14 protein-coding genes are annotated in these 14,326 nt (G+C 60.6%); 7 read left to right on the forward strand and 7 right to left on the reverse strand.

The features are described 5' to 3' along the window. Positions 1-73 precede the first annotated feature (73 nt). The 4 genes from BLU48_RS28805 to zur are packed head-to-tail and all read right to left on the reverse strand — an operon-like array spanning position 74 to position 2,864. Positions 74-793: a PA5502 family lipoprotein gene (locus tag BLU48_RS28805; protein WP_057023190.1), complete on the reverse strand. Its 720-nt coding sequence runs from the start codon at positions 791-793 to the stop codon at positions 74-76. Between the two features lie 37 nt (positions 794-830). After that, positions 831-1,619 carry a zinc ABC transporter permease subunit ZnuB gene (gene znuB / locus BLU48_RS28810; RefSeq protein WP_057023189.1) on the reverse strand — a complete coding sequence of 263 codons (789 nt, stop codon included), beginning with the start codon at positions 1,617-1,619 and terminating at the stop codon, positions 831-833. Further along, entirely contained in the window at positions 1,612-2,382 is a 771-nt protein-coding gene (znuC, locus tag BLU48_RS28815) for a zinc ABC transporter ATP-binding protein ZnuC (RefSeq protein WP_057023188.1), read from the reverse strand. The genes znuB and znuC overlap by 8 nt, the downstream gene beginning before the upstream one ends. Beyond that, complete coding sequence (gene zur, locus BLU48_RS28820) at positions 2,382-2,864, reverse strand: zinc uptake transcriptional repressor Zur (RefSeq protein ID WP_043048330.1); 483 nt, start codon at positions 2,862-2,864, stop codon at positions 2,382-2,384. Before zur ends, znuC begins: the two co-directional genes overlap by 1 nt. 58 nt (positions 2,865-2,922) lie before the next feature. Here zur and BLU48_RS28825 point away from each other — a divergent pair, with 58 nt between their 5' ends. Then, positions 2,923-3,852: a zinc ABC transporter substrate-binding protein ZnuA gene (locus tag BLU48_RS28825; protein WP_046070276.1), complete on the forward strand. Its 930-nt coding sequence runs from the start codon at positions 2,923-2,925 to the stop codon at positions 3,850-3,852. A gap of 519 nt (positions 3,853-4,371) precedes the next feature. On the opposite strand, the gene BLU48_RS28830 is transcribed toward BLU48_RS28825, so the two are convergent. Together BLU48_RS28830 and BLU48_RS28835 are read right to left on the reverse strand one after the other, a co-directional pair. Beyond that, complete coding sequence (locus tag BLU48_RS28830) at positions 4,372-5,325, reverse strand: homoserine kinase (protein WP_057023187.1); 954 nt, start codon at positions 5,323-5,325, stop codon at positions 4,372-4,374. Between the two features lie 56 nt (positions 5,326-5,381). Beyond that, the gene (locus BLU48_RS28835; RefSeq protein WP_016978788.1) at positions 5,382-5,672 is read right to left on the reverse strand and encodes a DUF2782 domain-containing protein; all 291 of its coding nucleotides are present in this window, start codon (positions 5,670-5,672) and stop codon (positions 5,382-5,384) included. A 74-nt stretch (positions 5,673-5,746) separates the two neighbouring features. Between BLU48_RS28835 and polA the strand changes: the two genes are divergently transcribed. Beyond that, positions 5,747-8,542 carry a DNA polymerase I gene (gene polA / locus BLU48_RS28840; protein WP_057023186.1) on the forward strand — a complete coding sequence of 932 codons (2,796 nt, stop codon included), beginning with the start codon at positions 5,747-5,749 and terminating at the stop codon, positions 8,540-8,542. Positions 8,543-8,810: 268 nt separating this feature from the next. Here polA and yihA read toward each other — a convergent pair whose 3' ends face one another. Next, positions 8,811-9,452: a ribosome biogenesis GTP-binding protein YihA/YsxC gene (gene yihA / locus BLU48_RS28845; RefSeq protein WP_043048336.1), complete on the reverse strand. Its 642-nt coding sequence runs from the start codon at positions 9,450-9,452 to the stop codon at positions 8,811-8,813. Positions 9,453-9,644: 192 nt separating this feature from the next. Between yihA and BLU48_RS28850 the strand changes: the two genes are divergently transcribed. The 5 genes from BLU48_RS28850 to BLU48_RS28870 all read left to right on the forward strand — a co-directional run bounded on the left by BLU48_RS28850 (position 9,645) and on the right by BLU48_RS28870 (position 14,280). Then, positions 9,645-9,866: a hypothetical protein gene (locus tag BLU48_RS28850; protein ID WP_057023185.1), complete on the forward strand. Its 222-nt coding sequence runs from the start codon at positions 9,645-9,647 to the stop codon at positions 9,864-9,866. Positions 9,867-9,899: 33 nt separating this feature from the next. After that, positions 9,900-10,526, forward strand: a complete 627-nt coding sequence (locus BLU48_RS28855; protein ID WP_057023184.1) for a c-type cytochrome — start codon at positions 9,900-9,902, stop codon at positions 10,524-10,526. Positions 10,527-10,695: 169 nt separating this feature from the next. Beyond that, on the forward strand, positions 10,696-11,331 hold the full coding sequence (gene dsbA / locus BLU48_RS28860) for a thiol:disulfide interchange protein DsbA (RefSeq protein ID WP_057023183.1): 636 nt from the start codon (positions 10,696-10,698) through the stop codon (positions 11,329-11,331). Between the two features lie 10 nt (positions 11,332-11,341). Beyond that, on the forward strand, positions 11,342-12,220 hold the full coding sequence (locus BLU48_RS28865) for an endonuclease/exonuclease/phosphatase family protein (RefSeq protein WP_046070282.1): 879 nt from the start codon (positions 11,342-11,344) through the stop codon (positions 12,218-12,220). Then, entirely contained in the window at positions 12,217-14,280 is a 2,064-nt protein-coding gene (locus BLU48_RS28870) for a GGDEF domain-containing protein (RefSeq protein ID WP_057023182.1), read from the forward strand. Before BLU48_RS28865 ends, BLU48_RS28870 begins: the two co-directional genes overlap by 4 nt. Positions 14,281-14,326: the final 46 nt, after the last annotated feature.

Consider the following 14,326-nt stretch of genomic DNA (forward strand, 5'->3'; position numbering starts at 1 on the left):
GGGAGCAAGCCCCCTCCCACACTTGAATTGTTAAGACATTCAAGTGTGGGAGGGGGCTTGCTCCCGATGCTCTTTAGTCCGCTTTGCGCGGAATCAGTACAACCTGCGCCGGAATATGTTTCAAAATCTGCCGGTGAATCTTCAGGTCATACCCCGAATCAATCCGCTTCACCCGTTTGGTCAATAACGTGGCCAACCACGGGTAATCCTGGGTGCGCGGCACCTGGATGCTGACATCGCACTGGTAGTTCACCACGTCGGTGGCGATGGCATCCAACTGATGACGCATGTCTTCGACATCCGCGAGGTTCAGCGCCACGGTGGTGCTCGGTGCTGCGGGGTCGATGACCTTGGCCGCAGGCTTGGCTTCGGCGGCTTTCAACGCGGCTTCTGCCTGATCCAATTCGGCTTTGCGCGCATGGCTGATAGCGCTGTTGACGCCACCGGTCAGTGCGGGCGCCTTGGGCATCAGCGCACGGGCACGACTCAGGGCTGTTGCGGCGGCGTTGACGTCGCCTTTTTGCAGCACGATCTGACTGCGTTGCAAGTAGGCTTCGGCCAGTTGGCGCTGGTAAGGCTCAAGGGTTGGGTCGTTGGGCGATTGCGCCTGCAACGCTGCGAGCTGGTCTTCGGCGGTGGCCAGCTCGTTGCTGGCCAGGTTTTGCTCCAGCTGTGCGATAGCCGCAGCGCGTGCGTCCGGCGCCTCGGGGGCGGCGGACGGTGTGCTTTGACAGGCGCCCAGCAGCAGGGAAAATGCGGCAAGGAGCAGATAACGGGAGGTGAACGGCTTCATTCCTGCGACTCTCTATTTGCGCAAAAAGCGAGCAAGTCTACACCCCTCGACGGGGCAGGACAAAACTCAGCAGAAACAGGGCGGCCGCCGTCACCACAATCGACGGTCCGGCCGGGGTGTCCTTGAACCATGACAGCGCCAGGCCCCCGCACACTGCCAGCATCCCCAGGAAGCTGGCGCCGATTGCCATCTGCTCCGGGGAGCGAGCATGGCGCTGGGCGGCGGCGGCGGGAATGATCAGCAGCGACGTGATCAACAATACGCCGACTATCTTCATCGCGACAGCAATCACCACCGCAATCAACAACATCAGGGCCATGCGCAGGGCAGGCACCGGCAAGCCTTCTACCGTGGCCAGTTCTTCATGCACGGTGATCGCCAGCAACGGTCGCCACAGGGTCAGCAGCAGGATCAGCACGGCCGCGCTACCGCCGAGGATCCAGGCCAGGTCGGTCGGGCTGATCGCCAGCAAGTCCCCGAATAGATAAGCCATCAGGTCTATGCGCACTTCATGCATGAAGCTCAGCACCACCAGGCCCAGGGACAGGGTGCTCGGCGCGAGGATGCCCAGCAACGTGTCGGAGGCCAGTGGCTGGCGCTGTTGCAGGGTTACCAGCAGCACCGCCAGCAATAGGCAGCCCGCGGTCACGGCGATGGTCGGGCTTACATCCAGCAAGAAGCCCATGGCCACGCCCAGCAGCGCGGCATGGGACAAGGTGTCGCCGAAATAGGCCATGCGCCGCCAGACCACGAAGGAGCCCAATGGGCCCGCCACCAATGCCAAAGCCAAGCCTGCCAGCAGGGCGTAGAGCAGAAAATCAGCCATGCTTGCAGCTATCTCCATGGACGTGGGGAGTATCGACGACGGCACCATGCAGGTCATGAGCGTGGTCGTGATGGTGGTGGTAGATCGCCAGACTCTGGGCATTCTTGCCGAACAGCTCGACGAAAGCCGGGTCGCTACTGACCTGCTCCGGGTGCCCGGAGCAGCATACGTGGCGGTTGAGGCAGACAACCTGGTCGGTGGTGCTCATCACCAGGTGCAGGTCGTGGGAGACCATCAGCACGCCGCAGCCATGGCGGTCGCGCAGGCGGGTGATCAGGCTGTACAGCTCGGCCTGACCGGCGACGTCGACGCCTTGTACGGGTTCATCGAGCACCAGCAACTCTGGCTCGCGCAACAAGGCGCGGGCCAGCAGCACACGCTGCATTTCGCCGCCTGAGATGCTTTGTACCGGGCTGTCGATCACTTGCTCGGCACCCACTTCCTTGAGCGCGGCCTGTGCTCGGGCGCGGTCGACACCGGGCACCAGGCGCAGGAAGCGCAATACGGACAGCGGCAATGTCGGGTCCACATGCAGCTTTTGCGGCATATAGCCCACGCGCAGCTTTGGCTTGCGCCACACGCTGCCGCTGTCGGGCTTGAGCAAGCCGAGTACGGCGCGCACCAGGGTGGTCTTGCCGGCGCCATTGGGGCCGATCAAGGTGACGATTTGCCCCGGCTCCACGCTCAGTGCGATGTTGTCCAGCACCTTTTGCCCGGCGAATGTGACGCCGACCTGCTCCAGGCGGATTAAGGCGTTGCTCATCAAGCCCCCTGGCAGCCCGCGCACAGGCCGACTACTTCGACCGTTTGCCCTTCGACCTTGAAGCCGACCTCGGCAGAACTTTTGATAATGGCGTCACTGATGCTTTTTTGTTCAAGCTCGATGGCGGCGTGGCATTCGCGGCAGATCAGGAACTGACCCTGATGCGCGTGCTCCGGGTGGTTGCAACCGACGAAGGCGTTGAGCGAGGCGATACGGTGCACCAGGCCGTTTTCCAGCAGGAAATCCAGCGCGCGGTATACGGTAGGCGGCGCGGCGCGACGGCCGTCCTGCTCGCTGAGTACGCCGAGAATGTCGTATGCGCCCAGCGGCTTGTGGCTCTGCCACACCAGCTCAAGCACCCGGCGACGCAAGGCGGTCAGGCGCAAGCCTTTCTGCGCGCACAGGGTATCGGCCTCCGACAATGCGGTGTGCACGCAGTGAGAGTGGTCGTGGGGACGGCTGGCAAGCGGTGTTTTAGGCATGAGCGGCGACAGATATTTGATAGAGACGTTATTATGTTACCCGTTCCTACGCCATCGAGTGGTCATCGTGTCCCGACTTTTTGCCGTTTTTGTCGTATTTGTCACCAGTTTGTTCGTCGCGAGTGCCGCCCAGGCCGAGGTCAAGGTGCTGACGAGCATCAAGCCGTTGCAGCTGATTGCCGCTGCTGTGCAGGATGGAGTAGCCGTTCCAGAGGTGTTGCTGCCGCCGGGCGCATCGCCGCATAACTTCGCTTTGCGCCCATCCGACGTACGGCGCGTACAGTCGGTGGACCTGTTGTATTGGATCGGGCCGGATATGGAGACCTTTCTGCCCCGCGTGTTGAAAGGCCGTACGACCGCTACCGTGGCCGTCCAGGACCTGCCAGGGATGAAATTACGTATTTTCGGCGAAGATAGCCATTCCCACGCCGACGATGCCGACGAGCATGACCATGATCATCGACCTGGCAGTGTCGATGCGCATTTATGGTTGTCAACGGTGAACGCGCGGGTAATCGCCACGCGCATGGCTGCGGACCTCAGTGCGGCTGATCCTGCAAACGCCGAGCGTTATCAGAGCAATGCCAAAGCTTTTGGTGAGCGTCTGGATGCGTTGGATGCGCGCTTGAAAAAGCGACTGGCGAGCGTAGATGGCAAGCCTTACTTCGTATTCCATGAGGCGTTTGACTACTTCGAAGAGGCTTACGGCCTCAAGCACACCGGCGTATTCAGCGTGGCCGCCGAAGTGCAGCCAGGCGCCCAGCATGTGGCGGCGATGCGCACGCGCTTGCAGGAGGTGGGCAAGACGTGCGTGTTCAGCGAGCCGCCGTTGCGGCCGCGATTGGCCGAGACGCTGGTTGCCGGGTTGCCGGTGAAGTTGGCGGAGCTGGACGCGTTGGGTGGCTATACCCCGGCTACCGCCCAGGGTTATGAGCAGGTCCTGGAGAAGCTAGGCAATGATTTGGCAGGGTGCCTGGAGTCGTTGTAAGCCTCAATGGGGCCAAATGTGGGAGGGGGCTTGCTCCCGATGGCGGCCTGACAGCCAACCAGGATGTTGGATCAGACCGAGTACATATCCGTTGCTGCGGTAACGGCCACTTAGGGTTACGCCCTTACGGCGTGTCACTTTTGTAAAGGCACAAAAGTAACCAAAAGGCCTTCGCCCCAACACTCGGCACCTCGCTTAGGCTCGGTGTGCCCGAACGCAGGCTTGAATCCGTGGGCCGCCGCCACGCGCCATCCATGGCGCGGGGCGGCTAACCCGGCGTCCTGCCGGGTTACCCACGGATTCAAGCCTGCGTTCGGCCAGCGTGTTTGACGGGGCGCCTGAGATCAAGATCAAAAGCCAGAGCAACAGCAACAGCGCAAGAGCAAGCAGTTGTGTAGATACCTATGCCCCGATGAGAGAGTGTCAGTGAATACAATTGTTGCTGACCCACCACAATCGGGGGCAAGTCGAATCGTCGCACCGCCCCTCCTCCCACATTGTTGACCGAGCAGATCTTCTTTAGAGCGCGAACGGCAGGTGGACACTGACCTGCTGGCGTTGCGCCAGACGGAGCTCGAACTCAGCGGGATCGTGAATGAGAACATCCTGGCCGGCAAACGACTCGGCGGCGATCAGTCGTGACAGCCAGAAACGCACGCACGCCACACGCAGCAGGGTCGGCCATAGCTCGGCCTCCTTAGCTGTGAACGGTCGCAGCCCCGCGTAGGCCCCCAACAGCGCCCGGGCGCGTTGCCCATCAAGTACGCCATCGACATCCGAACACCAGTCATTCAAGGCGATGGCGACGTCATAGAGCATCGGCCCCGAGCAAGCGTTATAGAAGTCGATCAGACCGGTCAGGTGCGTGCCTTCGAACATCGCATTGTCGCGAAACAGGTCGGCGTGCACGTTAGCCCGTGGCAGGGCGAGGATTTCGGCCTTGTGAGTTTCGATCTCGCTCAACGCGTCCTGCAGCAAGCGCTGTTGTGCGTCGTTGAGGTGCGAAATCAGCTGCGCGCCCTCACTGAGCATCCAATCCAACCCACGGTCGGTCTTGCGCTCCAGCACCTTTGCGCCCTGGGTGGCCAGGTGCAGGTGGCCGAGCAGCTCGCCGACCTGGACGCAATGCTGGGCGTTGGCGTCCTTGATGTGCTTGCCGGCCAGGCGAGGTTGCAGCAGTGCCGGCTTGCCCTTGAGTTCGCGCAAGGCGATGCCATCGGTGGTGCGCAGAGCGTAAGGCACGGGCAGGTCAGCCTCGTGGAGCACGTCAAGCAGTTCGATGAAGAACGGCATTTCCGCCACCGGGCCGCGTTCAACCAGGGTCAGGACGAACTCGCCCTGTTCCAGGCTGATGAAGAAATTGGTGTTTTCGCTGCCGGCGGCAATCCCCTGGAAATCAAGCAGGCGGCCGAGCCCGTAGGGTGCGAGAAAAGTTTCCAGCTCGGGCCGAGCCAGGGGGGTAAACACAGACATGGTTAAAACTGCCGTTACGGGCGCGGCCGTGGGCGGCGCCGGTTAAAATTAAGAAATCATTTCCATTCGAAGATCTTCCATGACGGGATCAGCATATCCGGCTGGTCAGAACGGATGAAGTTCGCATCGGTTCCGTCGGCGCGTACCAGGAAGTACGGTGGCGCACCTTTGGGCGTGACCTTGATCGCGTACAGGAAGCCGTTCTGGCGGTATTCCTGGATCGTCTTGTCGCCTTCCGTGCGAATGGTAACTTCCGGATCACCTCCAGGAGCACTGTCTGCCGCCATGGCAGCCATCGGAGCGAGTGCAATCAAACCGGTCAACAGCAGGCGATTGAATGTACGCATGATAACCTTGTCCCTTTGTTTTCATTGGTCCGGCTATTCTAGCGCCTGACCCGCCGAAAAGGTTGATCCTGCTCATGAGCCAATCGCCCCTCGTCCTGGTGGACGGTTCTTCTTATCTGTACCGCGCCTTCCATGCGCTGCCACCGCTGACCACCTCCAAAGGCCTGCCGACCGGTGCGGTCAAGGGCGTGTTGAACATGCTCAAAAGCCTGCGCAAGCAGTACCCGGACAGCCCCTTCGCGGTGGTGTTCGACGCCAAGGGCGGGACCTTTCGCGATGAGATGTACGCCGAATACAAGGCCAACCGCCCGAGCATGCCCGATGACATGCGCCTGCAGATCGAGCCGCTGCACCAGAGCGTGATCGCCCTGGGCTTTCCCTTGCTGTGCGTCGAAGGCGTCGAGGCCGATGACGTGATCGGCACCCTGGCCCGCAGCAGCGCGGCCGCCAGCCGCCCAGTGGTGATTTCTACCGGCGACAAGGACATGGCGCAGCTGGTCGACGGTCACATTACCTTGGTCAACACCATGACCGGTAGCTCGATGGATGTTGAGGGCGTAAAGGAGAAATTCGGCGTCGCTCCGGAGCAGATCATCGACTATCTGGCGTTGATGGGAGACTCCTCCGACAATATCCCAGGCGTTCCGGGCATTGGCCCGAAGACCGCTTCGGGCTTGCTGGTAGGGGTGAATGGCGGCCTCAAAGAGCTTTACGAACAATTGGATATCGTGCCGACCTTGCCTATCCGTGGGGCCAAGACCCTGCCGGCCAAGCTGGAAGAGCACAAGGAGATGGCATTCCTGTCCTATCAGTTGGCGACGATCAAGGTCGATGTGCCGCTGGAAGTGGGCCTGGATGATCTGCATCTGATCGAGCCGGATCGCGAGAAGCTGCTGGAGCTGTACACGCTGCTTGAGTTCAAGAGCTGGTACGAAGAGATCCTGCGCGATGCCAAGCGGGTCGAACTCAAGGCTTCCACCGAGGCTGCGCCAGTCGTCGAAGTCATGGTCGAAGTCACGGCGGCGGTGCCTGTCGAGGCGGTATACACCACCATCCTCGACCAGGCGACGTTCGATGACTGGTTGAAAAGGCTCAACGACGCACCGCTGTTCGCTTTCGATACCGAAACCACCGGCATCGACGCCCAGCAGGCGCAGTTAGTGGGAGTTTCCTTTGCCGTGCAGCCCCATGAAGCGGCCTACATCCCACTGACTCATTCGTATATCGGTGCACCGCAGCAGTTGGACCGTGACACGGTATTGCTGGCCCTGAAGCCGTTGCTGGAAGACCCAACCAAACGCAAGGTCGGCCAGCACGCCAAGTTCGACATGAACATCCTGGCCAACTGCGCCATCGGCGGTGACCCGGCGCGAGGCATTACCGTGCGGGGTATCGCCTTCGACACCATGCTTGAATCCTACGTGTTGAATTCCACCGCCACCCGCCATGACATGGACAGCCTGGCGAAGAAGTACCTGGACTACGACACCGTCAGCTTCCAGGACATCGCCGGCAAGGGCGCCAAGCAGCTGACCTTCGATCAAATCCCACTCGAGCAGGCCGGCCCTTACGCGGCGGAAGATGCCGACGTAACCCTGCGCCTGCACCAGGCCCTGCACGCTCAACTGGCGGCGATCCCGAGCCTTGCCAGTGTACTGACGGATATCGAGATACCGTTGGTGCCGGTACTGGCGCGTATCGAACGCCAGGGCGCATTGGTGGACAAGGACCTGCTGGGCATCCAGAGCATCGAGCTGGGTAACAAGATGGTTGAACTGGAGCGCCAGGCGTTCGAGATCGCCGGCGAAGCGTTCAACCTGGGTTCACCCAAGCAGCTTGGGGCGATCCTCTATGAAAAACTGGGCTTGCCGGTGTTGAAGAAGACCGGCAAGGGCCAGGCGTCCACCGCCGAGGAAGTGCTGGCCAAGCTGGCCGAAGATGATTTCCTGTTGCCCAAGGTGCTGATGCAGTACCGCAGCATGAGCAAGCTCAAAAGCACCTACACCGACCGCCTGCCTGAACAGATCAACCCGCGTACCGGGCGCATCCACACCTCTTATCATCAGGCCGTGGCGGCGACCGGGCGGTTGTCCTCCAGTGACCCGAACTTGCAGAACATCCCGGTGCGCACTGCCGAAGGACGGCGGATTCGCCAGGCGTTTGTCGCGCCAAAGGGCTACAAACTGCTGGCGGCGGACTATTCGCAGATCGAACTGCGGATCATGGCGCACCTGTCCAAAGACGAAGGCTTGATGAATGCCTTCCGCAATAATCTGGATGTGCACACGGCCACGGCGGCCGAGGTGTTCAAGGTCGAGCTGGGCCAAGTCACATCCGATCAGCGCCGTAGCGCCAAGGCCATTAACTTCGGCCTGATCTATGGCATGGGCGCCCAGAAGCTCGGCAAGGACATTGGCGTCGATACCAAGACCGCCAAGGCTTATATCGATGTCTACTTTGCCCGTTATCCCGGAGTTCGCGAGTACATGGAGCGCACCCGTGCCCAGGCTGCCGACCAGGGGTATGTGGAAACCTTCTTCGGGCGCCGGTTGTACTTGCCGGATATCAACTCCAACAAGCCTCAGGAGCGCGCAGCGGCAGAACGCACAGCGATCAACGCGCCGATGCAGGGCACGGCGGCGGACATCATCAAGAAAGCCATGGTATTGGTGGATAGTTGGCTGACCGAATCGGGCCTGGATGCCAAGGTGATCCTGCAGGTGCACGATGAACTGGTACTCGAGGTGCGCGAAGACTTGGTGGCGCAGGTCGGCGAGAAGATTCGCGAACATATGAGCGCCGCGGCACAGCTGGATGTGCCGTTGGTGGTGGATGTGGGCGTGGGCGACAACTGGGACGAAGCACACTGATCCTGCAGCTGCACCACCACTGCGTGGGGCGGTGCAGCGCTTTAGATCGGAAATCGCCGTCAGTTATTTCCAATAGTTTTTCGGGCCTGCCGGAACTTAACCCGTGAATTGCGACTCAGAGTTACTGAATGGGTGGTGAAGCCCTTCAATGCTCCTATGTTGTGTTAAGTGTTGGCAGATATCTGGACCCCGCCCTAGCGGTCCGGAACTTGGACCCCGAACTTCCCTCCCCATACGAAGTCCGGGGTTTTTTTTGCCCGCAGGAAAGTTACTCGGTAACTTCTGCGCCCTTGTCCGCCAATTCCATCCAGTCGGCCAGTACGGTGTAAGCCTCTTCCAGCCCCATGCGTTTTGGCGCTGAGAACAGCTGGATACTGATCGCGTCGCCCCAGCCCTTACGGATTTCGGACTGCACTTTGAGCAAGGTGTTCTTGGCTGCGCCGTAGGTGAGCTTGTCGGCCTTGGTCAGCAGAATATGCATCGGCATGCCGCTGGCGACAGCCCAGTCGAGCATCAGTAGGTCGAAATCGGTCATTGGATGACGGATGTCCATCATCAGGATCAAGCCCTTTAAACTCTCGCGACCACCCAAGTAAGCCTCGAGGTGACGCTGCCAGTGCAACTTCAGCGGGATGGGTACTTTTGCATAACCGTAGCCCGGCAGGTCGACCAGACGCCGATCATCGTCTAGCTTGAAGAAATTGAGCAGTTGCGTGCGGCCCGGGGTTTTCGAGGTGCGTGCCAGGCTGGCGTGGGTCAGAGTGTTCAGCGCGCTGGATTTACCGGCGTTGGAGCGGCCGGCAAAGGCGACTTCAAAGCCCTCGTCATCGGGGCATTGGTCCACTTTGGCGGCGCTGAGCATAAACGTGGACTGTTGGCACAGGCCGAGGATGGGATTCTTGAGTTGCATGAGATTTCCGATGTGGGCGGTGCCGAAAAAGGGTGCGGCAAGCGGTGTCGTTTCCGTTTCAGTAGCGCCAGTATATAATGCCGCAGATTTTGTGTGTGCTTTGTCCCAGCGAAGGATGAAGTTCACGGGAGCGATAGACCTTTATTGCGCATTAGAACGCAAAACGCTCTCAAACCCTGAAAAGGTCGATGTATGGCCTCAATGGTTGCCGCTTCTGGTGTCCTGGACCCGCTTTATGGCGCTCAGGCTACACAGGATCCGGAAGCGCTGTACAACCGAGTTTGCGTGGTCACGCTGTTGCCACGCATGACCCAGGGTTTCAAGGCAATGCCGCCGCGTGGTTTGTGCATGGACTGCAGTACTGAGGATTACCAGGCCGTCATTGAGTTGATGGTGAGTAAACCCGGTAGATAACTCTTAAACCCTTAGCCGTAGTTGGATTAGCTGATGAACAAACTGATCGTGAGTCTGCTGTTGACCTTGGGCATCACAGGCGCTGCCGTCGCTGCAGAGGGCCCCGTCAAAGGTGATGCCACTGCCGGTCAAGCGAAGGCCGCCGTGTGTGGTGCCTGCCACGGGCCGGATGGCAACAGCCCGGCGCCGAACTTTCCCAAACTGGCGGGCCAGGGTGAACGCTACCTGAGCAAGCAGATGCACGACATCAAGGATGGCAAGCGCACGGTGCTGGAAATGACCGGTTTGCTGACCAACCTCAACGATCAGGACCTGGCGGACCTCGCGGCGTATTTTGCCAGCCAGAAAGGCAGTGTGGGAGCTGCTGATCCTAAACTGGTGGCTCGCGGAGAGAAGCTGTTCCGTGGCGGCGATCTGGAAAAGGGCCTGCCTGCCTGCACGGGTTGCCACTCGCCGAACGGCGCTGGTAATGCAACGGCTGGTTTTCCGCATTTGAGTGGCCAGCACGCTCAATACATTGCCAAGCAGTTGACCGATTTCCGTAAGGAAGAAGCCGGCCGGGCCAACGATGGCGACGCGATGACCATGCGTACCATCGCTCGCAAGCTGAGTGACGAAGACATTGCAGCCGTCTCCAGCTACATCCAGGGCCTGCATTAAGTTGCACGCAACGTTAACACTCGATTAATCCCGCGATGCAAGCATAAAAAGGGTGGCCCAGGCCGCCCTTTTTTGTGGCCGCTGCCGTTACACTAACGAACTCATGCCCGCGTAGACCTGTCACAACAAAAGGTCGCGTGAGGCGACTTTATTTGTCCAGGAGTAAAGCATGCGTAATCTGATCCTCAGCGCCGCTCTCGTCACTGCCAGCCTCTTCGGCATGACCGCGCAAGCAGCCGATGTGCCGCTTGAAGCCGGTAAAACCTATGTCGAACTGAGCAATCCGGTTCCAGTATCGGTGCCAGGCAAGATCGAAGTAGTGGAGCTGTTCTGGTACGGCTGCCCGCATTGCTACGCCTTTGAGCCGACCATCAATCCCTGGGCTGAGAAACTGCCTTCGGACGTGAACTTCAAGCGCATTCCGGCCATGTTCGGCGGCCCATGGGATGCCCACGGCCAACTGTTCCTGACCCTGGAAGCCATGGGTGTGGAGCACAAGGTCCACAACGCCGTCTTCGAAGCGATCCAGAAACAAGGCAAGCGCCTGACCAAGCCAGAAGAAATGGCTGACTTCGTCGCCACCCAGGGTGTCGACAAGGACAAGTTCGTGGCCACCTTCAACTCCTTCGCCATCCAGGGCCAGATCAAGCAGGCCAAGGAACTTGCACAGAAGTACGGCGTGCAAGGCGTTCCGACCCTGATCGTCAACGGCAAGTACCGTTTCGACCTGGGCTCTACCGGTGGTCCTGAGCAGACCCTCAATGTCGCTGACCAGCTGATCGCCAAAGAGCGGGCAGCCAAGTAAGGGGCTCGTTATGCGCCGCTGGCGTACCGAACGCGCTGTTGGCTTGCATGACCCGCAGGTCAACGAGCACCACCTGGAGTCCACGGGGCTGCCGCCGGACAGCCGTCTGCGCCTGCTCAGCTTCAATATCCAGGTCGGTATCAGTACCGAGAAGTACCGGCACTACCTTACCCGTGGCTGGCAACACCTGCTGCCCCACAATGGTCGGGCCGGTAACCTGCAGAAAATCGGCACCCTGCTCAACGACTTCGACCTGGTCGCCTTGCAGGAAGCCGATGGCGGCAGCATGCGCTCCGGTTATATCAATCAGGTGGAACACCTTGCCCAGCTCGGTGCTTTCCCTTATTGGTACCAACAACTCAACCGCAACCTCGGGCGCCTGGCGCAGCACAGCAATGGCGTGCTCAGCCGCCTGAAGCCCACCGCCATCGAAGATCATCCGTTACCAGGCCCCAAAGGGCGCGGGGCGATCCTCGTGCGTTTCGGCGAAGGCCCGGAGGCCTTGGTGGTGGTGATGATGCACCTGGCGCTCGGCGGCCGCACGCGCAACCTGCAACTGGCCTACGTGCGTGACATGATTGGCAACTACAAGCATCAGGTGCTGATGGGTGACATGAACACCCATGCCAATGACCTGTTGCAGAATTCCCCGCTGCGCGACCTCGGACTATTGGCGCCGCAAGTCGAGGCCACGTTCCCCAGCTGGCGCCCACAGCGTTGTCTTGATCATATTTTGCTCAGCCCGACCCTTACGCTCGAAAGCGTGCAGGTACTGGCGCAACCTATTTCCGATCACCTGCCGGTCGCGGTAGAGATTCGTCTGCCGGGTTCGCTCACGGCTGATGCGTTCCCCGCATTGAGCCCAGGCACCAGCGGACCCCTTGCATGAGCGACGACGCCCAGCGTTGGAAAGAGAAATACCTCAAGAGCATCGAGCAGCAGGACAAGCTCGAACGCCGCTGGGCTGCCCGCCTCGACCTGCTGCGCCGCGGGCTGGTACGCAGCACGCTGGCTGCTGAAGGCACCGATCGCGCCGTCGATCAATGCATGAAGGAAATGCGTGACGTCGTGCGTACCGACGATATGGACGCTGCCCTCGCCGCCTTGCTGCCACGCCTGGAAAAGGCCGTGCTCGATTCCGAGCAGCGTCGCGAAACCCGGGTCGACCAGATCAGCACCGCGCTCACCGCCTTGGTTGCCCAGTTGCAAAAGCTCCCCCTGCCCCGCGAGGTGGCGCGGCCGCTGAAAACCTTCGCCAAGCAGCTCGATGGCCGCGTCGGGCAAGCGCGGGAGATACCACTGCTGCTCAGTGAGCTGAGCAGCCTGCAAGGGCAGGCGCTGAACAACCTGGAGCCTGAGAGCGAAACCGCGCGTCCGGGGCCGGGCCTGCTGCAGCGTTTGTTTGGTAGTAAAGACGCCTCGAGTGAAGCCCCAGAGGCTGACGTCGCGCCGCTGTCTCCACCAGAAGTATCGCCGTCAAAGCCTGTTGTGCCAAAACCGGTGCCTGAGCCCCAAAAGCCCACGCAATCGGAAGAACTGACACAAGCCTTGCGTGCCTTTGCGCCAGCGCCGCAAACACCCGTCGCCTTTAAGCCAGAGGCTGTTGCGCAGGCCAAGGTGGAAGAGGCCAGCAGTGACACATTTGTATTCGAGGCCCCCGCTCAAGGGCAACCTACGGTAGCGACTGCGCCAGTAATTGAGCCCGACGTGCAGGAGCCACCGATTGCGGAGCCTGCGCATGAAAGTGCACTCGCCGCCTTTATCGAAGCACCGCAGGTTCAAGTAGACATACCCGATGAAACCACCATCGGCAGCCTGTCTCTGCCGCCCGTGCTGGAAAGCCCCGAGCCAGACGACCTGCAATCAGGCGGGATATACGCCCTGCCTGATTCGCCCGAACCGTCCTACAGCTCGGTGGCCAAGCACATCGAAGACACTTTACTCGGCTTGCTGGAAGACTTGTCGCTGCCCGAGCGTCACCGGCCCCAGGCCGAGGCCATGCGTGAGCGCCTCGCCCATGGCCTGAACTGGTACGAACTGCTGCCGATCCTCGATGACTTGGCGGTGCTGATGTTGGCGATCACTGACAGCGGCCAGCATGAGTTCGAGGCTTATCTCAAGCAGCTCAACGAGCGCCTCGAGGCATTCCAGGGCCATCTGCAGGTCGCCAGCGAAGATCACGCCGATAGCAGCCTGGCTGCGCGGAAGCTGGATACGCAGATCCGTGAACAGGTCGACGGGCTGCAAAGCAGCGTGCAGGACGCCGCCGATCTGGACAGCCTCAAGCAAGTGCTCGAAAGCCACCTCGAAGGCTTGCTCGGCACCATGGACGCCCATCAGCAGCAGCGCGACCAGCGCGAACAGGAAGTGGCCGCACGCCTCAAAGGCCTGGCGGAGCGGGTGGCCAACATGGAACAGGAAGCCCTGGGTTACCGCGAGCACTTGGAAGTGCAGCGCCAGAAGGCCTTGCTCGACCCGCTCACTGGCTTGCCCAACCGAGCCGCGTGGAGCGAGCGCCTCGATTATGAGGTCAACGCCTGGCATCAGCGTGGAAACAGCCTCTCGCTCGCCATGCTCGACCTGGATCACTTCAAGCGTATCAACGACGGCTACGGTCACCTGGCGGGCGACAAGGTCTTGAAGATCATTGCCAATGTGCTGAGCAAGCGCCTGCGGCCCACCGACTTCATCGCACGCTTCGGCGGCGAAGAGTTCGTGCTGCTGATGCCCGATTCAACCTTGGCGGATGCCTTGGCCGTGGGTGAGGTGTTGCGCGGCGCCATCGCCTCCTGCCCGTTCCACTTCAAGGGCGAACCGGTGACGATCACGGTATCCATGGGCGTGGCGCAGTTTCAGCCCGGCGAGCGCAGCGACCTGGCACTCAAGCGCGCCGACGGAGCGCTGTATAAGGCGAAGGCGGCGGGACGGAACCAGGTACAGGCGGCATAAAAGATGTTCCATTTTGTAATTTGACCGCCTGGGCATACACGTTACG

The sequence above is a fragment of the Pseudomonas synxantha genome, from assembly GCF_900105675.1.
Taxonomy (GTDB): domain Bacteria; phylum Pseudomonadota; class Gammaproteobacteria; order Pseudomonadales; family Pseudomonadaceae; genus Aquipseudomonas; species Aquipseudomonas synxantha.